The 19,122-nt window shown below is 36.2% G+C and carries 18 protein-coding genes; 1 reads left to right on the forward strand and 17 read right to left on the reverse strand.

Annotated features, from left to right (window positions below):
• Nucleotides 1-395 precede the first annotated feature (395 nt).
• From BCR23_RS09890 to BCR23_RS09910, 5 genes are all read right to left on the reverse strand, one after another.
• On the reverse strand, nucleotides 396-575 hold the full coding sequence (locus BCR23_RS09890) for a hypothetical protein (RefSeq protein ID WP_069635338.1): 180 nt from the start codon (nucleotides 573-575) through the stop codon (nucleotides 396-398).
• Between the two features lie 545 nt (nucleotides 576-1,120).
• Nucleotides 1,121-1,966, reverse strand: a complete 846-nt coding sequence (locus tag BCR23_RS09895; RefSeq protein ID WP_069635339.1) for a VOC family protein — start codon at nucleotides 1,964-1,966, stop codon at nucleotides 1,121-1,123.
• Nucleotides 1,967-1,990: 24 nt separating this feature from the next.
• A complete protein-coding gene (locus BCR23_RS09900) occupies nucleotides 1,991-2,587 on the reverse strand; it encodes a nitroreductase family protein (protein ID WP_069635340.1) in 597 nt (198 codons plus the stop codon).
• Between the two features lie 163 nt (nucleotides 2,588-2,750).
• Nucleotides 2,751-3,116: a DUF1304 domain-containing protein gene (locus tag BCR23_RS09905; protein ID WP_069635341.1), complete on the reverse strand. Its 366-nt coding sequence runs from the start codon at nucleotides 3,114-3,116 to the stop codon at nucleotides 2,751-2,753.
• Nucleotides 3,117-3,127: 11 nt separating this feature from the next.
• Nucleotides 3,128-3,766 carry a nitroreductase family protein gene (locus BCR23_RS09910; protein WP_069635342.1) on the reverse strand — a complete coding sequence of 213 codons (639 nt, stop codon included), beginning with the start codon at nucleotides 3,764-3,766 and terminating at the stop codon, nucleotides 3,128-3,130.
• A gap of 103 nt (nucleotides 3,767-3,869) precedes the next feature.
• On the opposite strand from BCR23_RS09910, the gene BCR23_RS09915 reads away from it, so the two are divergent.
• Nucleotides 3,870-4,181 carry an ArsR/SmtB family transcription factor gene (locus BCR23_RS09915; RefSeq protein WP_069635343.1) on the forward strand — a complete coding sequence of 104 codons (312 nt, stop codon included), beginning with the start codon at nucleotides 3,870-3,872 and terminating at the stop codon, nucleotides 4,179-4,181.
• A gap of 42 nt (nucleotides 4,182-4,223) precedes the next feature.
• Here the strand turns inward: BCR23_RS09915 and BCR23_RS09920 are convergent, their stop codons facing one another.
• From BCR23_RS09920 to BCR23_RS09975, 12 genes are all read right to left on the reverse strand, one after another.
• Nucleotides 4,224-5,165 (reverse strand): NADP-dependent oxidoreductase, encoded by a 942-nt coding sequence (locus BCR23_RS09920; RefSeq protein WP_069635344.1) that lies wholly within the window; start codon nucleotides 5,163-5,165, stop codon nucleotides 4,224-4,226.
• A 133-nt stretch (nucleotides 5,166-5,298) separates the two neighbouring features.
• The gene (locus BCR23_RS09925) at nucleotides 5,299-6,582 is read right to left on the reverse strand and encodes an ABC transporter permease (RefSeq protein ID WP_069635345.1); all 1,284 of its coding nucleotides are present in this window, start codon (nucleotides 6,580-6,582) and stop codon (nucleotides 5,299-5,301) included.
• The gene (locus BCR23_RS09930; protein ID WP_069635346.1) at nucleotides 6,583-7,263 is read right to left on the reverse strand and encodes an ABC transporter ATP-binding protein; all 681 of its coding nucleotides are present in this window, start codon (nucleotides 7,261-7,263) and stop codon (nucleotides 6,583-6,585) included.
• Nucleotides 7,264-7,500: 237 nt separating this feature from the next.
• Complete coding sequence (locus tag BCR23_RS09935) at nucleotides 7,501-8,631, reverse strand: glycerate kinase (protein WP_069635347.1); 1,131 nt, start codon at nucleotides 8,629-8,631, stop codon at nucleotides 7,501-7,503.
• Nucleotides 8,632-8,782: 151 nt separating this feature from the next.
• Entirely contained in the window at nucleotides 8,783-9,469 is a 687-nt protein-coding gene (locus tag BCR23_RS09940; RefSeq protein ID WP_069635348.1) for a response regulator transcription factor, read from the reverse strand.
• On the reverse strand, nucleotides 9,469-12,129 hold the full coding sequence (locus tag BCR23_RS09945; RefSeq protein ID WP_083241937.1) for a sensor histidine kinase: 2,661 nt from the start codon (nucleotides 12,127-12,129) through the stop codon (nucleotides 9,469-9,471). Before BCR23_RS09945 ends, BCR23_RS09940 begins: the two co-directional genes overlap by 1 nt.
• A 68-nt stretch (nucleotides 12,130-12,197) precedes the next feature.
• Nucleotides 12,198-12,728, reverse strand: coding sequence for a potassium-transporting ATPase subunit C (locus BCR23_RS09950; protein ID WP_069635350.1), 531 nt, complete (start codon nucleotides 12,726-12,728; stop codon nucleotides 12,198-12,200).
• Nucleotides 12,729-12,859: 131 nt separating this feature from the next.
• A complete protein-coding gene (gene kdpB / locus BCR23_RS09955) occupies nucleotides 12,860-14,920 on the reverse strand; it encodes a potassium-transporting ATPase subunit KdpB (protein ID WP_071870066.1) in 2,061 nt (686 codons plus the stop codon).
• A 19-nt stretch (nucleotides 14,921-14,939) separates the two neighbouring features.
• Nucleotides 14,940-16,622, reverse strand: coding sequence for a potassium-transporting ATPase subunit KdpA (gene kdpA, locus BCR23_RS09960; RefSeq protein WP_069635351.1), 1,683 nt, complete (start codon nucleotides 16,620-16,622; stop codon nucleotides 14,940-14,942).
• Nucleotides 16,619-16,699, reverse strand: a complete 81-nt coding sequence (kdpF, locus tag BCR23_RS15020; RefSeq protein WP_069635352.1) for a K(+)-transporting ATPase subunit F — start codon at nucleotides 16,697-16,699, stop codon at nucleotides 16,619-16,621. The genes kdpA and kdpF overlap by 4 nt, the downstream gene beginning before the upstream one ends.
• 531 nt (nucleotides 16,700-17,230) lie before the next feature.
• A complete protein-coding gene (locus BCR23_RS09970) occupies nucleotides 17,231-17,704 on the reverse strand; it encodes a glutathione peroxidase (RefSeq protein ID WP_069635353.1) in 474 nt (157 codons plus the stop codon).
• 109 nt (nucleotides 17,705-17,813) lie between these two features.
• The gene (locus BCR23_RS09975; RefSeq protein WP_083241938.1) at nucleotides 17,814-19,076 is read right to left on the reverse strand and encodes an MFS transporter; all 1,263 of its coding nucleotides are present in this window, start codon (nucleotides 19,074-19,076) and stop codon (nucleotides 17,814-17,816) included.
• Between the last annotated feature and the right edge of the window lie 46 nt (nucleotides 19,077-19,122).

Genomic DNA, 19,122 nt, shown 5'->3' on the forward strand with positions numbered 1-19,122 from the left:
AAAAAGTATCATTCTATCTTTTACCTAAAACGAAGGTATCCAGGAGCTGAAAAGAATAACCAGGAGAAATGGCTATATTCTTTGTAAGTGACAGGATGAAGTACATGGTTGTAAACAGAAATGGTCACACATTGAAATTCATGATTTAGCACTCAAACTAGGTTTATCCCCTAAAGAGTTATTTATCCTGGTAAATCAAAAAACGCCCAAAATTAATAATAAACAGCAGCATGCTAGAAAAAACCATAGTTATCTTTGAGTATTTCAAGTTAAATGATTATGTAAAATTTGAGTATAGCAAAAGTGATCTTGTGCAAGTGTAATAGGATCACTTTGTTCCAGTAAATTTTAAATGTAAATAAAGGTCAGAGCTATTTTACTCTGACCTAAAATACTTATAATTTATTTGCTTTTTTCTCTTTTTTATCAATAACTGATGTTTTTTCAGGAAATATTACTTCAAGATCATTACTCTTATCTACAAAAACAAAATCATTTTTTTCTTTTAGAATTTGAACGGTAGTAGCATTGTTATCTACTGGTTCTGGTGTTGGGGAGCTGTAGTCGTTATTCATATTATGACCTCCTATTTTCTTTATATAAATTTATACCACAAATAACGTGATACATTCTGACAAATATAACGATAAAGAAAGCGCATACACACTTTTGCTTGTCTGGTATCATAAACATATGAAATAAATTATTAAAGGAAAATCAATGAAACTATACGTTGTAACGAAGTATGAAAATAAAGACGGGTACACTGCTTACTACAAACAATGTTAGTTTTTTTGGGAATTAGGTGTTGTCTTAAATAGCTCTCTAGATCCATTCAAGCTAATTAAGAATTTCAATGAAAAGATACCTATTAAGATAAAAATGTTCAGTAGAGTATCAGTAATTGACCGTTTTATAAACGCTACTCTGACAAGACTATTCAGTGTTCAATAGAGTTGCTCAAAATAAAAATTTAGGATAGAGAATTTCTCTATCCTATTTTGTTCATTAATGTTGCTATGCCAAAAACAGTCGTTTTCCATCTCCATCTCAAAACCAATTAACCATGTAAACCCCAACAAAAAAAGCCAACTTCAAAGTAGAAGTTGGCCTCTTTTACTTAATACCCAAATTTGATTTCCATCCCATTCGGATCTTTAATAGTGACTTGTTCGTTTTCACTTACATAATCAAGATTCGTTTCGGCGAGTTGTTTCATAAACAGCTCAAACGCTTCTCTAGACGGCAACTGAAAAGTATACCAAACCAAGCCTAACTGATTCTCACCAATTAGCGGTACATGTTCACCATTCCAAGTATTCGTCCCGATATGATGATGATACTCGCCTGCAGCCAAGAATTTTGCGCGTCTGCCAAAAGTTGATTTTAGAGAAAAACCAAGTTGTTCATAAAACGCCTCTGTTTCATCTAAATCTGCAACCTGCAAATGAACGTGCCCAATTCGTGAGCCTGGCGCCATGCCCAACCATTGTCTATCAGCTTCTGCAACCACTCCGTCACCATCTAATTCTTCGGTAACACCAATGATTTGTCCATCGGCACGAATATCCCACTCGCTCTTTGGTTTATCACGATAGATTTCGATTCCATTACCTTCTGGATCCGTCAGATAAATTGCTTCGCTGTAACCATGATCAGCTGCTCCAATGTCAACATTGTTTTGCATTAACCAAAGTAAACTATTGCCTAAATCCTTACGAGAAGGTAGGAGAAAAGCAGTGTGATACAAGCCTGTCGTATTATTTTTCACCACAGGATCAACAAGTTCTTCTAAAATCAAAATAGGTTCAGAAGATTCTTGTACACCTAAGAAAGTTGTATTTCCTTCTTTTTTTAGTAAGACAAGTCCAATCATCTTCGTATAAAAATCTGTCATCATTTCCAGATTTTGCACGTTCAATTTCACTTGTTTTACAATTGTTTCTGGCGGTAATTTAGTCACCATACTTTTCCCCTCCTACACGTTTAATTAGTTAAATTCTAAGAAACGCGCACTATCTTCCATGTATTCTTTTTCGCCAGCTGGTGCTTCGATTGAACCAAATACCAGTTGTGCTCTTAATTTCCATTGACTTGGAATTGACCATTCTTTTGCTACTGCTTCATCGATTATTGGATTGTAATGTTGTAAGTTTGCACCAATATTTTCTTGTGCTAATGCAGTCCAAACGTTTGCTTGTGTTAAACCACTTGCTTGTTCTGACCAAATTGGGAAATTATCTGCATATAATTCAAATTGCTCTTGTAGATTTTTTACAATGTCCATATCTTCAAAGAAAAGTAATGTTCCAGTTCCAGCTGCAAAACTTTGTAATTTTGCTTGTGTATTAGGAAATGCTTCTGCTGGCGTTAAAGGTTTTAATGCTTCTTCTGTCATTGACCAGAATTTTTTATGTGCATCACCAAATAAGAAAACTACACGTTGTGTTTGTGAGTTAAATGATGAAGGACTTTCTCTAACAACTTCTTTAACTAAAGCTGTGATTTCTTCTTTTGATTGTGTTAAATTATCTCCTAAAGCGTAGATTGAACGGCGTTTTTTTAATGCTTGAATAAATTCTGTCATGATAATTGCTCCTTTTCGATTTCAAATAGTTTTTAGATTACTTTTACAGTATAACCCCTTACTAAAAGTAAGTAAAGAGATTTGACTTACTTTTTATAAGTTTTTTTCTAAACAAAAGAAAAAGCCTGAGACAACAGGTTTCTTGCCTCAAACTTTTCTATAATTATCTAAATATCAAAAGAGTTACTAATGTAATAATTGCTGGAAGTCCTTGTTTTAATAGAATTGATTTTGAAGAAGTCAATCCACCATAAACCGCAGCAACAGTCACACATAGGATGAAGAAAGTCACCACACTCCAACTATTAGAAGCAAAAAATGCTCCCCATAAAATACCTGTAGCTAAAAAGCCATTATACAATCCTTGATTTTTAAATAAGGTTTGAACTCGTTGATCTTCTAAAAATTCTTTATCCAATCCGAATGAACGTTGGGCTGTAGAAGATGTGGTCTGAAACATTTCTAAATATAAAATATAGTAGTGTTCCAGCGCAACAATAACAGCTAAAACTAAGGGAATGATGTGCATGACTGGTCCTCCTATCTCCAAGTTGTAATATCTTCAGCTGGTAAACGATATGAAGGGTAACCTTCTTCATTTGCTTTACCGATTGAAACAATCATTACTGGGTAATAACGTGCTTCATCCATATCTAATGCTTTAGCGATTTTTTCTCGGTCAAAACCACCGATCGGATTTGTATCGTAGCCATACGCACGAGCAACCAGCATCAAATTCATCGCTGCTAAGGCTCCGTCGATAATCGCCATTTCTTTTTTCTCTTCTGTAGACATTTGTTCAAATAGTGGACTTAACATCTCTAACTGACGTTCTTTGACTTCTTGAGGCATTAGGTTTTGTTCAACTGCTGTGCCATAGATTTTTTCTGCATGTTCAAAACTATTTAGATCTCCAAAAATTACGATCATTGCAGCAGATGTCTCATTTTGCACCTTATTAAAACGCACAAGAGGTGCGATTGCTTCTTTTCCTTCATCACTTGCAACAACTGCAAAACGCCATGGCTGCATGTTCACAGAAGAAGGTGCTTTAACAGTATCGTTAATGATTTGCTCCATTTCTTCAGGGCTGATTTTAACAGTTGGATCATAATTACGAATCGATCTTCTACCGTTCATAATCGTATCGAAATTATTTTCTTTATATGTGTTTTTCATAATATCCTCCATTTTCTTCTTTCGTTCGATTATTTTCGAACATTAAGAATATATCACTCTCAAAGCGATATGTAAAGTAGAATGTTTATGTTATAATCTGTTTATGAAAAATAAATCAACCGATACCAACAATGATCCTGTTCTACAAGCGCTTCAAGCAGTCAGTGATCCGATTCGTTTAAACATCCTTACTTGCTTGCTACTAGATGGTGAAAAGCGGATTACCTCAGAAAAGTATAATATTGTAAAATCTACTTTATCTCACCATATAAAATTGCTTAAGGATGCTAAACTCATTCAAGAAATAAAAATAGGTACAACTAAAACGTACATTTTAAACAAAGACTACATCCAGCAAGAATTACCCGGATTATTAGAACTGATTCTCTTTCGAGCGCAACGAACAAATAAATAACCCATCATCAACACTTTAAACTGTTGATGATGGGTTATTTATTTACTCTGCCATTGCTATAACAATTTTTCCTACTGCATGATGAGTTTCACTTAGTGCATGTGCATCGTAGATTCCTTGTCTAGAAAATGGAAATACTTCGCCAATTACTGAAACTACTTTACCAGAGGCCATTAGATCTGCAATTTCTTGTAATTGTTTTCCATTGGTTTGAAGCCAGATACTTTCTGCTTTGATATTTTTTTCTTTTGCTAATGATTCATCTGCAATCCCCACAATTGAAATCAAACACCCTGTATTTGGTTTTAGTACAGAAAAGCTTGATTTTTGAACCTCTCCGCCCATCGTATCAAATACTAAGTCAATGTCAGTCAGTACCTCAGCAAAATTCGTTGTGTGGTAGTCAATCACTTCATCAGCTCCAAGTTTTTCTAACAACGCATGATTTTTTTCACTAGCCGTTGTGATAACATAAGCGCCTGCTTGCTTCGCTAATTGGATTGCATAGGTTCCCACACCACCTGCTCCAGCATGAATCAATACTTTCTCTCCTTTTTGAAGTTTGCCATGGTCAAAAAGTGCTTGCAAAGCAGTTAAACCAGCTAATGGAACAGCTGCAGCTTGCTCAAATGTTACATTTTCAGGAATTCTCGCTAATAAGTTTTCATCAACAATCGTTTCCTGTGCATAGGTTCCAAAACGTGTTGTTTCTGGACGAGCAAATACTTTGTCTCCCACTTTCCAATCAGTCACCTTGCTACCAACTTCTAGGATGATCCCTGCAACGTCCCATCCTAAAATGATTGGAAACGGCCAATCAAACATTTGTTTTAGATAACCTTCTCTTAATTTCCAGTCAATTGGATTGATTGATGTTGCGTATTCTTTTACTAGCACTTGGTTTTCTTTTAATTCAGGTAAGGTTACGTCTTGCTCGGTTAATTCTTCTTTACCACCGTATTGATTGATTACTACTGCTTTCATAATTTATTACTCCTCCGTTTGTTTTACAAAATGTGAATTCAGTATACTCCTTCTTCTTTATTTAAGTAAAAAATATGCTTATAAAAAATAAGGACAAAGCAATAAATACTTTGTCCTAAACGATTTTCAACTCTTATTCATATCGCAATGACTCAATTGGATCTAACTTCGCTGCTCTTCGTGCTGGTAGAGTTCCTGCAAGGAATGCGATTCCCATGATTACAAGAATGATCATAGCAGATGACGAAAGTGAGAATTGAATCAAGGTAAAACCTGTCAATGATTTCAAGAAGGAATCAGCGGCTATTTGATTAATCAAAGCGCCAGCCCCGACTGCTCCCAAAATCCCTAGAAGAGAACCTAAAAATCCAATCAACGCCGCCTCTACACTAAAAATCGTAAAGACTTTACCACTGCTAAGTCCCATCGCTTTCATCAAACCAATTTCTCTCGTACGTTCTTGAACTGACATGTACAAGGTGTTGATAATTCCGAAACTTGCCGCTAGTAACGCAATTGCACCAAACATCGTTAAAACACCTGTTACAGCATTGATTACATTACGGATCATGCCGATTTGATCTTCAACTGTTTGACCCATATATCCTGCTTTATCCAAACGCTCTTTCACATCTGCGATTTCAGTTTTTGTTACATCTTTACTCATTTCACCCATGATCAATCCATACTGTCCAGTCATCGCTTCTGGTAACCCTTCTTCGTTGATTTTTGAAATTTCATCAACAAGAGAACGATTCAATAGCGACATCCCGCCTTGGATCAAACTAGTATTTCGTACACCAGCGATCGTCGCTTCAATGATTTTTTCTTCACCTGTAGCAGAAGACGTTGCGCCTATTTTCACTGTTTTACCAATCGCTTCTTCACTAGATTTGTAACCTAGAGATTTCACATATTCTGGTGCTAGATTAATTTGAAATTCCGAACTATTCTGATCGGCTGCTTTGCCAGCTTCAAGATCGACATTTAAGTCTTCTAACATAGGCATTGCAGAGAATACATATTTTTCATTGTTCTTGCCTGAAATGTAAGTTGTTGAAACAGACTTCATTGCTTCGGCATTTTTGATTCCTTTGATTTTTTTGATCTTATCAAGATCTTTGCTGTCCAATGTTTCTTGTTGCTGCATTGAACTTGTTTTCTTCGCCGCATCGTATTTAGCTGGTTCGCCGTCTTCACCAACACTACCACTAACTTTTAGTTGGATCATCATTTGATTTTGACCACCAACACTACCAACCTGCTTATCGATATAATCATTGACACCGATGTTTACACCCGTAGTTAAAGAGATCGTAAATGCGCCGATAAAGATCGCAACGATTGTCAACATCGTCCGCCCTTTGTTACGCAGCAAATTTGAACTAGCTGATTTTAAAATATCACTGAATTTCATCTACTCATCTCCTCCAACAATTAGTCCATCACGAACATGAATTTGTCGATCACAACGTGCAGCAAGTTCTGGATCATGGGTTACAATGATCAATGTGATCCCTTTTTCTTTATTTAAATCAAATAACAGCTGTTCGATCTTATCTCCTGTTGTTGAATCCAAATTTCCTGTTGGCTCATCTGCAAAAATGATTTTTGGATTATTCACTAACGCACGAGCAATACAAACCCGTTGCTTTTGACCGCCGGATAAATTATTGGCTTTATTATTGACTTTGTCATCTAATTCAACAGCTTTAAGTGCTTCAAGTGCCATTTGTTTACGTTTGCTATTTGAGATACCGCCAATTTTTAGCGGTAACATCACATTATTTAAAACCGTATCTTTAGGATTCATAAAAAATTGTTGAAACACAAATCCAAATTGTTTATTTCTTGTTTTATCTAGTTCTTTTTTACTAATGCTCGTTACATTTTGATCGTTTAGTAAAATCTCTCCTGAAGTTGGTTGATCCAACAAAGCCAAAATATGCATGAATGTTGATTTTCCAGATCCGCTTTTCCCAATAATTGCTACGGATTCTCCTTCTTCGATTTTTAAATCTATCCCTTTTAATGCATCAAATTTTGATTCATTACGACCGTAACTTTTTTTTATATTTCTTGCTTCGATTACAGACATGTTACCCCTCCATTGATTTGCTAATATTAAGAAAATATTTTCAAGATTTACTCACCCTATTTTCACCTTTACTCCTTTCTGCTTCTCTTATTATTTTGAAGTAATTTACAGTCATTGTCATGGTACTTAGGACCTATATTTCACGGACTTAAGTTGGATAAAAAAAACAACACCTACTAGCCGCTAGTACTAATAAGCATTGTTTGCTCTCTTTTTTGATAACACTATCTAAATACTCTATTTCCCGTATCTCTTCATCAAAGTCAACAAATTTAATGAACGATCTACCGCTTTCTCTAAGTTTATATTTGCCTCTTTAAGAGCTTCATCTAAGCTTGTTATCCGATCAACAATTGGAATGATGACAGATACTCCCTCCTCATGAAAAAGTATGGAATTTCCTTTAAAACTACCCACAAAAGCGACAACTGGCACGTTATATTTTTTGGCAATACGTCCAATTCCAACTGGAACTTTCCCTTGAAGGCTTTGATTATCCATTTGCCCCTCACCAGTGATCACTAAATCAGCTTGCCTGATCAACGCTTCTAAATCTGTTTGTTCTGAGATAAACTCAAATCCAGACTGAACCATTCCTTTCAAAAAAAATCTAATAGCAAATCCCATGCCGCCAGCTGCACCATCTCCTTTGGATGGTTTATCATCTCCACTAGCTATTTTCTGATAGTTACGCATGCCCTCTTCGTATCTAGCCAGCTCATTTTTTTCTAAGCCTTTTTGTTGCCCAAACATATAAACTGCACCTGTTTCACCTAATAAAGGACTGTCAACATCGGAAGCAATATAAAATGCAACATCAGCTAATCTTTCATCTAATTTCTTAACAGATATACGCGCAACTTTTGCTAAACTACTTCCTTTGGCAGGTAATAATTGATCTTCTTGATCAAAAAATTCTACTCCCAAAGCATTCAGCACTCCAATGCCACCATCTATTGTACCTGTTCCGCCTAACCCTACAACAATTCTTTTAGCGCCTTTTTCAACTGCTGCTTGAATCAACTCTCCTGTACCATAGGAGGAAGTATTTAAAGGATGAGTCTGTTTAATGGCATCTAAATACTGGATGCCAGAAGCCGCAGCTGACTCGATCACTGCTAATTTTTCAGATTTAAACCAGCCATAATCAACAGTAACTAATTGACCATTTAAAGCTTGGACTTGCTGAGTTATTTTCTGTCCACCTTTATTTTTCATAACGGCTTCAACTGTCCCTTCACCACCATCAGCAATCGCTATTGCTGTGACAGAATGACCTTTTTCAGCAAAAATCTTGGCAATGATTTGATTTGCTTCAACGCTAGTTAATGATCCTTTCATAGAATCAATAGCCGTAACAATATTCATTTTCAGTCCCCTTTCATATGCTAATGGAACTAGCTTATCCTCTTTATTTTACCATCCTTTTGGCTTTTAAGAGCTTATATATATCTTCTTCTAAAAAAGCAGGCTAAGATAAGAAAACTTAAAAGTTTTTTATCTTAGCCTGCTTTTTTATCTATTTCTCCAACATTCGATAACCAATGCCAATCTCAGTCAAAATATATTCTGGTTCAACTGGATTATCTTCAATTTTTTTGCGAATGTTTGACATATTTACTCTAAGGGTTTGGCTTTCATTACTATAAGGTCCCCAGACTTTCTGGGAAATATAGGTATGAGTCAGTACCTTCCCAATATTTTCGCCTAGGACTTGAATAATTTTATATTCATTTGGCGTTAAATGGATCACTTTTCCTTGTTTACTAACAGTGTGATGTTCAATATCAATGCATAAATCACCATTAATAATTTTCTTCACTTCTGTTTTCGAGTCAGTACCATTTGTTGCATGTCTTAATGCCGTTCTAATTCTAGCAAGTAACTCAGGTGTACCAAAAGGCTTCGTAATGTAGTCGTCTGCCCCTAAATCCAGTGCTTCCACTTTATTATTTTCATGATCACGGGCTGAAATAATAATGATCGGTACAGGAGATGTTTCACGAATTTTTTTTAACACTTCGATTCCGTCTTGATCTGGTAATCCTAAATCAAGCAAAATCAAATCCACAGGCCACATGCGAAATGTGGATAAACCTTCTAAAGCTGAATGAGCTAAATGAATCGTATGCTTTTCTTTTTCTAATACAGCACCCATAAATTCTGCAATCACATCATCATCTTCAATAATCAAAATCGTTGCCATCACTTTTGCTCCTTTCTTTCCAGCGGTAAGGTAAAAGTAAAAATCGCTCCGCCTTGTGGTCTATTCCCTGCATTAAGCGTGCCATCATGTGCCATGATAATCGTTTTTACAATAGATAAACCGATGCCCATGCCGCTCTTAGAGTCCACAGGTGTATTTTGTTTGGTCATCCCACTAAATAAAAGCTTAAGCTGTTCAGCAGTCAATCCCTTACCTTGGTCAGCAACTTCAACGGTGACTTCTTTAGCCGTTGCAAAAACCATTACAGAAATCGGTGTCTGACTATTCGAATGGCGAATCGCATTTTCCATTAAGTTGAATAAAACTTGTTCAATTAAAATTGAGTCCATCGGTACCATGATAAATTCATCAGGCAACGTGACATTGATTTCACTGTCAGGATAGCTTTTTTTAATGCGCTGAATGGCTGTCGAAACTACTTCTTCAACCGCTTCTTTACTCTTCGCAACTTTCATCGTTTCTTCATTAATCCGAGTAATGGATAATAAATTTTCTACCATACGAATCAACCAGTCTGCGTCTTCTTTAATCCCCACAAGTAACTTCCGTTTGGTTTCTTCTGGTAGTTTAACTGTTTCATGATCTGCTAAAATAGTTTCAACAGAACCTGAAATTCCAGTTAGCGGCGTACGCAAGTCATGGGAAATAGCCCGTAGTAAATTGCCCCGCATCCGTTCTTTCTCATTTTCAAATAAAATCTGTTGCCGTTCAGACGTTAGATTATTTTGCTCAATTGCTAAAGCCAGTTGTGTTGAAATCAGTTCTAAAAAGCTAATGATTTCATCTGTAATTGGATTTTCTTTACTTTTTTCAATACCGATCACAGCTAATGTTGTCCCGTTTGATAGAACTGGTAGGTATAGGGCTTTGGCCCCCATTAACGTATCTGTTCCAAAACCTGCTTCTTTTTGATTCACAAAAACCCAGTTGGCAACAGCTAGCTCTTCTAAACTTCTTAGAGGACCTTTGATTGGCGCTCCAGATGGATTTTTTAATTCTTCTTCGCCATAAAGTACAACTTCTCGGTCTAACATATTCGATAAATATTCAGCGGTTGTTGCTAAAATTTCTTTTTGATCATGAGTAACTAAATATTTTTTGTTTAGTTCATATAGGATTTCCAACTGATGTTCTCGTTTCATCGCATAAAATGCTTGTTTTTTGATCTGCATCATCAAGTTACTGACCAATAATGCTACTAACAACATAAAAATCAAGGTTACTGGATACCCCTGTTTATACACCGTCAAGGAATAAAGAGGTTCCACAAAGAACCAGTTAAACATCAAGACACTTGCAACTGATGCCAGTGCTGCCCACAGGTATCCTGTTGTCACCCGGGCAACCAATAAGACGAAAAGAATAAATATCAAAATCAAATTTTGATCACCAATATGAAAATAAGAGCCTAATTCAGAAAATAGTGTGGCCATTCCAAGTAGGCCAATGGTCATATAAAAATCTTTCCAAGTAAAAATACTTCGTAGATTTTTTTTCTTTGTTGCATAATTGTTCAGCAAATATTTGGTGGATTGATAAGGAACTAAATGAATATCCACATCAGGAATAAATGCAACTAATTCATCTTCCAAATCTGGACGATAGAGACGAATAAAACGGGAGCGATTAATGATTTTCCCCATCACCAAATCGGTGACACCACGCATTTTTACATACTGAACGATTGTTTCTCGTTGATTGTCACTTTCTAAAGTGACTACTTCACCTCCTAGTTTAGCAGCTAACTTGGAGTTTTCAGATTCAGCGTGTTCAGATGTATCTTCTAAAATTTCTAAAGCAATCCACTCAGTTCCCAGTGCTTGTGCTAAACGAGCAGTCCAACGTAAGCATTTTTTAGTCATATCTGGATTTTTTTCATCAATAACTGTTAATAGTTTTGAGTGAATTCCTGTGCTTTTTTGCGTTTCTTGTTGATTCGTTGTATTAATATGATCCGAAGCTTTACGAATCGCTAGTCCTCTCAATAACGTTAAATTGTCAGAGGTAAAAAAGTTAGCCATCGCTTTTCTAGCATTTTCTGAGTGGTAAATTTTTCCTTGTTTTAGCCGATCTAGCAATTCTTCTGTCTCAATATCTACCACTTTTAATGCGCTAGTTTCAAAAAATGTATCTGGAACTGTCTCTGAGATATGCACCCCTGTGACTTGCTCCACCACATCATTCAAACTTTCGATATGCTGAACATTAACAGTTGTATAAACATCGATACCAGCCTTGAGCAGTTCTTCAATATCTTGGTATCTTTTTCTATTTCTAGCTCCAATAGCATTAGTATGAGCCAATTCATCCACTAAGATAATATCTGGTTTTTCTTGTAAGGCAGCATCTACATCGAATTCATTAATCTGAATTCCTTTATATTCGTATTTTTTTGTAGGTAACGCAGGTAACCCACTCACTAATGCCTGTGTTTCTGGGCGTGCATGAGGTTCCACATAACCGATTAACACATTTTTTCCTTCTTCTTGTTGTTCATGGGCTTCTTTTAACATGGCATAGGTTTTTCCTACACCTGCCGCATAACCGAAGAAAACCTTCAGTCTACCAGACCTCAGGCTTTGTTCGTTCTTCTTCCATTTTGCTAAAAGTTGTTCTGGATCTAAACGTTCCTCTTCCACTTTTTTGCCATCCTTTATTGATAGGTCAGATAGAAGTTTTTAAGTACTGTTTCTTCTTATCCAACCATTTATTCAGACTCATCTAACATTCGATTAACACCTAAAACATTCACATGTTGTGAGTTAAGTGTACCGATTTTAATGCCAGTGATGTTTTGTTTGATTATAGCATGGACATCGTCTTTTTTCATATTTCTAGCTGTAGCGATTCGTTCACTTTGAAAAAGAGCAGATTCAACTGAAATTTCAGGGTCGACACCACTAGCTGAAGCTGTTACTAAATCAATAGGGATATCCGTCCCATCGATTTTTTCTACTCGTTGTTTTACACGTTTTTCCTGTTCTTTTGAAACAGGTGATAATTGACTCACTTCATTCGGACGTCCATGAAGATATTTTTCTCCTTCAAAATTCTGACCGATCAATTTAGACCCAACTACTACAGTCTTCCCACCTTCTTGTTTCTTAACCAAGCTACCGTTTGCTTGTGCTGAGAAGGCGATTTGTCCAACAGCTGTTACAACAACTGTGTAAACCACACCGCACAGGATAGTAAATATCAAAATACTTTTTAATGAGGCAATCATTATTTTTTTCACTGTTTTTTTCTCCTATCTTAAAAGTGTAATGGGCTCATTTAGGCTCGAATGACCAACAGTTTTTTCGAAAACTCTTATTTGTACTTTTCAGCAGCCAACTTCGTTGTATTTCTTAAGAGGTTTCATTGCAATTAATACAAAATAAGTGTTAAGAAAATATCGATCAACTTGATAGCGATAAACGGTGCCACTACACCGCCTAAACCATAGACCAACAAATTATGTCGTAAAATCTGGCTAGCTGGTTTTTCTTTATACGAAACACCTTTTAAAGCTAGAGGAATCAACGCTACAATAATAAATGCATTATAGATAATCGCTGATAAAATAGCTGTGGTTGGGCTAGTTAATTTCATAATATTCAATGCATCTAACGCAGGATAGATACTGAAAAAGAGCACTGGGATAATCGCAAAGTATTTTGCAATATCATTCGCAATACTAAAGGTTGTTAACGCACCACGTGTCATCAATAATTGCTTACCGATTTTAACAATGCTGATTAATTTTGTCGGACTAGAATCTAAATCAATCATATTCCCAGCTTCTTTTGCTGCTTGAGTTCCTGTATTCATCGCTACTGCCACATCTGCCTGTGCTAATGCTGGTGCATCATTCGTTCCATCACCAGTCATTGCAACCAAGTGTCCTTTTTCTTGATATTCACGAATCAAGCTCATTTTGTTTTCGGGTGTTGCTTCTGCTAAGAAATCATCTACTCCTGCTTCTGCTGCGATTGCTGCTGCAGTCATTGGGTTATCGCCAGTAATCATAATGGTTTTAATTCCCATTTTACGCATATCGTCAAATTTTTCTTTAACGCCATTTTTTACGATATCTTTTAAGTAGATCACACCTAAAACTTGATTATTTTTAACTACTACAAGTGGGGTTCCACCTTCATTGGCTACTCGTTGCACGATCGTGTCACACTCTTCTGGATAGACACTGCCATTTTCTTCCACGTACGTCTTCATAGTGTCAGCAGCACCTTTGCGGATTTCATCCCCTTGGTAATTGATACCACTCATCCGTGTCTTAGCTGTAAATTCAATAAATTCTACTTCAACATCATTTAATTCACGGCCGCGAATATCAAATTTTTCTTTTGCTAAAATAACGATACTACGCCCTTCTGCTGTTTCATCTGCTAATGAAGAAAGTTGAGCCGCATCTGCTAGGTCGTATTCTTTAACACCTGTGACTGGAATAAATTCACTGGCACGACGATTTCCTAATGTTATGGTTCCTGTTTTATCCAATAACAAAATATCAACGTCACCAGCTGCCTCAATCGCACGACCACTCATAGCAATAACATTTTCTTTATTCAAACGGCTCATTCCAGCAATCCCAATAGATGAAACTAACGCCCCAATCGTAGTGGGTGCTAAACAAACCAATAAAGCAACGATAACTGTTAAAGATAACGCAGAACCTGTTCCTACTAATTCACTTGAAAATTTAGTAAATGGTAATAATGTTGCAGAAACGACCAAGAAAATGATTGTTAACATGATCAGAATAATTTGTAGGCCAATTTCATTTGGTGTTTTCTTACGTTCCGTTCCTTCTACCATTGAAATCATTTTATCTAAGAAAGATTCACCATTTTCAGCAGTAACTTTGATGACTAGGTAGTCTGAAACAACTGTCGTCCCACCAGTTACAGCACTACGGTCACCACCAGATTCACGAATCACCGGAGCTGATTCACCTGTGATGGCACTTTCATCCACTGATGCAGCTCCGTCAACGACATCACCATCCATTGGAATTTGTTCGTTGACTGCGACATAGACAAGGTCACCTTTTTTTAATTCAGAAGATTTAATTTGAGTAAATTGTTTATTTTTTACATCGTCCAATGAATTGACTTTATGAGCTGTGACATCTTTTTTCGCTTGTTTCAAACTTTCTGCCTGTGCTTTACCACGACCTTCAGCAATGGCTTCAGCAAAATTAGCAAATAAAATAGTCAGCCATAAGATAATGGCGATTGCCAAGATAAAGAATGGGTTAGCATCTGCGTAACCAAAAAATGTTAAAGCATAAAGGACCGTTGTTAAGATCGCTCCTAAATAAACCACCAGCATCACTGGATTTTTAATTTGAATGTTTGGCGCAAGTTTTTTAAAAGAAGATTTAAATGCATCCATATAAACACTGCGCTTGTTTTGTGTATTTTTCAAAAGAATCCCCTTCTTTTTCTTATTTTGTAATGAAATGCTCTGCAATTGGTCCTAATGCCATTGCTGGTAAGAAGCTCAATGCTCCAATCACTAAAATAACAATGATTAGCATTGTAACAAATGTCGCATTCGTTGTTGATAGTGTGCCTGATCCTGTTGCAACGATTTTCTTTTTCCCTAAGTTAGAGGCAAGATAAATGATTGCAAACATCGGAATAAAGCGAGAGAGAATCATGATCATACCACCTAAAATATTTAAAAATGTAGTATCTGCTGTCAAACCTGCAAAAGCACTACCATTATTGTTGGCTAAAGATGAGAACCCATAAAGGACTTCAGAAAAAGCATGTGGTCCTGTATTGGTTAACCAACTCATTGCCTGTGGATTTAAAATAAAGAGCATCGTCCCAAGTAAGGTTAAAAGAAGCGGCGTTAAAATAACTAAACACACCATTTTCATATCGAAAGGTTCGATTTTTTTCCCTAGATATTCTGGTGTGCGTCCAACGAGTAAACCAGCAATAAAAATCGCTAGTAAGATGAATGCGATCATCCCATATAAGCCACTGCCTGTCCCACCAAAAATAATTTCACCTAATTGCATCAAGAACATTGGAATCAATCCGCCAAGTGGCATAAAGCTGTCTAGCATCGCATTAATGGAACCATTAGATGCAGCCGTGGTACTCACTGCCCAAAGACTTGACCAACCAATCCCAAAACGCGTTTCTTTTCCTTCTAAGTTCATTTGACCAAGCACATGATTAAACTCAGGTCCATAATATTCACTTAGTGTCACACCAATCATTGTGGCAATTAAAAAACCAAGTGAAACAATCATGATCGTTCTGCCTTGTTTCCAGTCTTTAACGAACAACCCGAATGCAACAATCAGAGCTGCTGGAATCAATAGAATCGAAATATTCTCAACAAAGTTGCTGATCAAATTAGGGTTTTCAAATGGATACGTGGAGTTTCCTCCATAAAAACCGCCGCCATTTGTTCCTAATTGCTTGATCGCTACTTGACTAGCAACGGTTCCCAAAGGTAAAAATATTTTTTCCCCTAATTCTAAACTTGTGGTTTCAATTGAGCCTGCAAACGTTTGAACAACACCTTGAGAAATCAAGATCAATGAAACGATAAATGAAAGAGGCAATAAGATATATAACGTGATTTTCGTTAAATCTTGCCAGAAATTACCAATATACTTTGTTGTACGATTCGTAAATCCTCTTAATAGAACAAAAAGCACGGCAATTCCCACCGCTGCCGATACAAAGTTCTGCACAGTCAAACCGAAAGCTTGAGTAAAGATTGATAATGTATTTTCTCCAGCATAGGCTTGCCAGTTAGTATTCGTCACAAAACTTGCAGCCGTATTAAAGGCAAGTGAAAAACTAGTTCCTGGAAGCTTTTCCGGATTTAACGGTAAAAACTGCTGCCCCATCATCATTGCTATCAGTAAAATCAGCGAAAAGACGCTAAAAAATAACACACTGAAAGTGTATTGTTTGGCATTCATTTCTTTTTGAGCCGGAGTTCCTAAAAATCGATAAATCTTTTCTTCAAGTGGATTGATGATTCTTGTCAAGATTGTTTTTTGACCCGTCATCACTTTATGGATATAAAAGCCTAGCGGAATCGCTAAACCGATTAATACAATAAAAAAGATGGCTTGTTGAATAAAAATAGCGCTCACTGTTGATCCCCCCAAAATAGTTCATAGAATAAATAAATTAGCAGTAATGCTGCAATAATTCCAGAAATAATCGTCATCAAAATTCCTCTCCTTCATTTGATAGGAGTATGATATCAAATTTCATATAAAGATAGTGTTAAAGATGAAGTTGCTTCTTTATACAATCTTTATACGTGAAAAACAGCTTAATTCATCCTAAAAAGCCGTCCAAAAATACTATTGCCGGACAGCTTTTTATCATCGATTCTCTTAGACTATTTTTAATCTTACCATTCGCCATAAAAATAATTACCATCTCAAGTAATTAAAATAACGGATTTATCCCCCATACAACGTATGTTATTTTGTCGCCTTTCATACAGCCTTGCGACCGAATGGAGGTGTCCTCTTTATGTTTTTAGCATTTATCTGTCCACTTCTCGTTGGAATTCTGATCTCGTTATTCGAGTATTGGCTAAGCAACAAATACAAGAAGTAGAAGAAAATAAGGCGACATTAATCAAAAAAACCCCTGGAGAGCGCAATCTCCAGGGGCTTACTCTTTATGTTTTTAGCAAAGTAATTATACCATGAAACGATCATTGGCAACAAGAATAAAAAAACATTTCTTACAATATTTTTTCAATGTCTCCTGAAATTTTTTCAGGTTCCACAGTTGGCGCAAAGCGCTTCACAACATGTCCTTCACGATCTACTAAAAACTTGGTAAAGTTCCACTTGATCGCTCCTCCTAAAAGACCACCTTTTTCACCTTTTAAAAAATCATACAGCGGATCGGCATTTTCACCATTTACATCGATTTTTCCGAAAGTTTGAAATGTTGTTTGATATGTCAACTGACAAAAATCACTAATTTCCTGATTGCTCCCAGGTGCTTGATGTCCAAATTGATTACAAGGAAAATCTAAAATTTCCAATCCTTGTTCTTTGTATTTTCTATATAATGCTTCTAATCCTTCATACTGAGGTGTAAAACCGCAACCTGTTGCTGTATTCACGATCAAAAGTACTTTTCCACGATATTTTTCCATTGAAACAGATTCATCATTTGTCGTTTTTATTTCATAATCATAAATACTCATTTTGCGTCTTCCTCTCATGTTTCGTACTCTTACTAAATACTAGCTAGTAAAAGAATTTTCGTCAAGGAAACGAACTTTGACTCTATCTCTTTTTCCACTTAGATAAGCATCAATCAATCACGCCTTTTAGGTTGACTCTGTCCTCGTTCAGTTCGCTGGCTTTTTCACTTGTCACTTTTTTATAACGGTAACGAATAACGACGGCAGCCAAAACACCGATAGCGGTTAAAAAGATATTCAATCCAAAAATCATCGATACATTGATTTTTTCCAACTGACCAGTAATATATGGAATGATCATCACTGAAACTGACGTGGCAATTGAGTAATAACTAGTGATTCTCCCTTTTTCTTTAGAAAACAATTCCAATAAAACGGCCAACCCTAATTGCCAGATACCACCTGCGGCAAACACGCCGATACCTATTGATCCGATCAAAAACATTGGTACACTTGGAAATAGTGTCATTCCAATCAATAATAACAATGAAATCAATGTACACCAAACCAATAATAATGTTGGCGCCGCACCTCTTTTTACAATAAAGGCCGTCAAAAAAACTGATGCAAAAGAGCCAATACTATACGCACTTACCAAAACTAAGCTATTTGAATGATTCATTAAATTTAGTGACTCTGCAAAAGATGGTACCCATAAAATAAAAATATTAAACGTGGATACACAAGTAAAACTAAAAACCAATAATGCAAGTCCTTCTACTTTAAACAGCGGTTGTCTTTTTGAATTGGCGGTTTCATTTTCTTCAATTATTCGTGGTTCAGTTCTATCAATTGTTGCTCTTTCTGGAAATTTAAGTTTAGATACATACAATAAATTAAGAAATAAGCCCAATGCACATCCAATGAAAACCAGACCGTAATAAATCCCGTGATTCAGCATAAATCGAGTAAGTAAGGGCAAAATGAACTGTCCTAAAGAAATAAAAGCCTTATTCAATACACTAAGTGAACTATTGTCTTTTTCGTTTGGATAGGCTTCCATCAAGGTCGGATACGTACTCGTATCTAAAAAAGCGTTGCTAAATCCAGCAAATAAGGCAAAAAAGAGTCCTTGCAAATAATTTTGGCTAATTAAAATTCCAATGAAAAAAATCAAATAACTAATAATTCCTAATTGAACTGTTTTCTTACGTCCGAATTTATCCGAAAAGTAACCAGCAAAATACAAAATCAACACCCGTCCCAAGCCAATACCACTAATAACTAAAGTCACTTGCTGAACACTAGCTTGCCAATTATCCATTAAAGCATGAAGATTTTGAGATAAGATGATTGCTGCCATGCCTTGAAAAATAAAATTTGTATACAGCGATCCGATTAAAGGGGTATAGTTTTTTTTCTTCATTTCCATCGTAATTCTCCTAGCTGTTTTAAATTAACTTTGTTCAACATTTCAC

Origin of the sequence: Enterococcus quebecensis (assembly GCF_001730365.1) — a bacterium.
In the GTDB taxonomy this organism is placed as follows: Bacteria; Bacillota; Bacilli; order Lactobacillales; family Enterococcaceae; genus Enterococcus_L; species Enterococcus_L quebecensis.

Coding starts and splice junctions, on each gene's coding strand:
- BCR23_RS09895 (WP_069635339.1), bottom strand. CDS start 1,966: ATGGTGACTAAATTACCGCCAGAAACAATTGTAAAACAAGTGAAATTG.
- BCR23_RS09935 (WP_069635347.1), bottom strand. CDS start 8,631: ATGAATATTGTTACGGCTATTGATTCTATGAAAGGATCATTAACTAGC.
- BCR23_RS09940 (WP_069635348.1), bottom strand. CDS start 9,469: ATGGCAACGATTTTGATTATTGAAGATGATGATGTGATTGCAGAATTT.
- BCR23_RS09910 (WP_069635342.1), bottom strand. CDS start 3,766: ATGAAAAACACATATAAAGAAAATAATTTCGATACGATTATGAACGGT.
- BCR23_RS09930 (WP_069635346.1), bottom strand. CDS start 7,263: ATGTCTGTAATCGAAGCAAGAAATATAAAAAAAAGTTACGGTCGTAAT.
- BCR23_RS09970 (WP_069635353.1), bottom strand. CDS start 17,704: ATGAGTATTTATGATTATGAAATAAAAACGACAAATGATGAATCTGTT.
- BCR23_RS09890 (WP_069635338.1), bottom strand. CDS start 575: ATGAATAACGACTACAGCTCCCCAACACCAGAACCAGTAGATAACAAT.
- BCR23_RS09905 (WP_069635341.1), bottom strand. CDS start 3,116: ATGCACATCATTCCCTTAGTTTTAGCTGTTATTGTTGCGCTGGAACAC.
- BCR23_RS09920 (WP_069635344.1), bottom strand. CDS start 5,165: ATGAAAGCAGTAGTAATCAATCAATACGGTGGTAAAGAAGAATTAACC.
- BCR23_RS09900 (WP_069635340.1), bottom strand. CDS start 2,587: ATGACAGAATTTATTCAAGCATTAAAAAAACGCCGTTCAATCTACGCT.
- BCR23_RS09925 (WP_069635345.1), bottom strand. CDS start 6,582: ATGAAATTCAGTGATATTTTAAAATCAGCTAGTTCAAATTTGCTGCGT.
- kdpF (WP_069635352.1), bottom strand. CDS start 16,699: ATGACGATTATTTCTGGAATTATTGCAGCATTACTGCTAATTTATTTA.
- BCR23_RS09975 (WP_083241938.1), bottom strand. CDS start 19,076: ATGGAAATGAAGAAAAAAAACTATACCCCTTTAATCGGATCGCTGTAT.
- BCR23_RS09915 (WP_069635343.1), top strand. CDS start 3,870: ATGAAAAATAAATCAACCGATACCAACAATGATCCTGTTCTACAAGCG.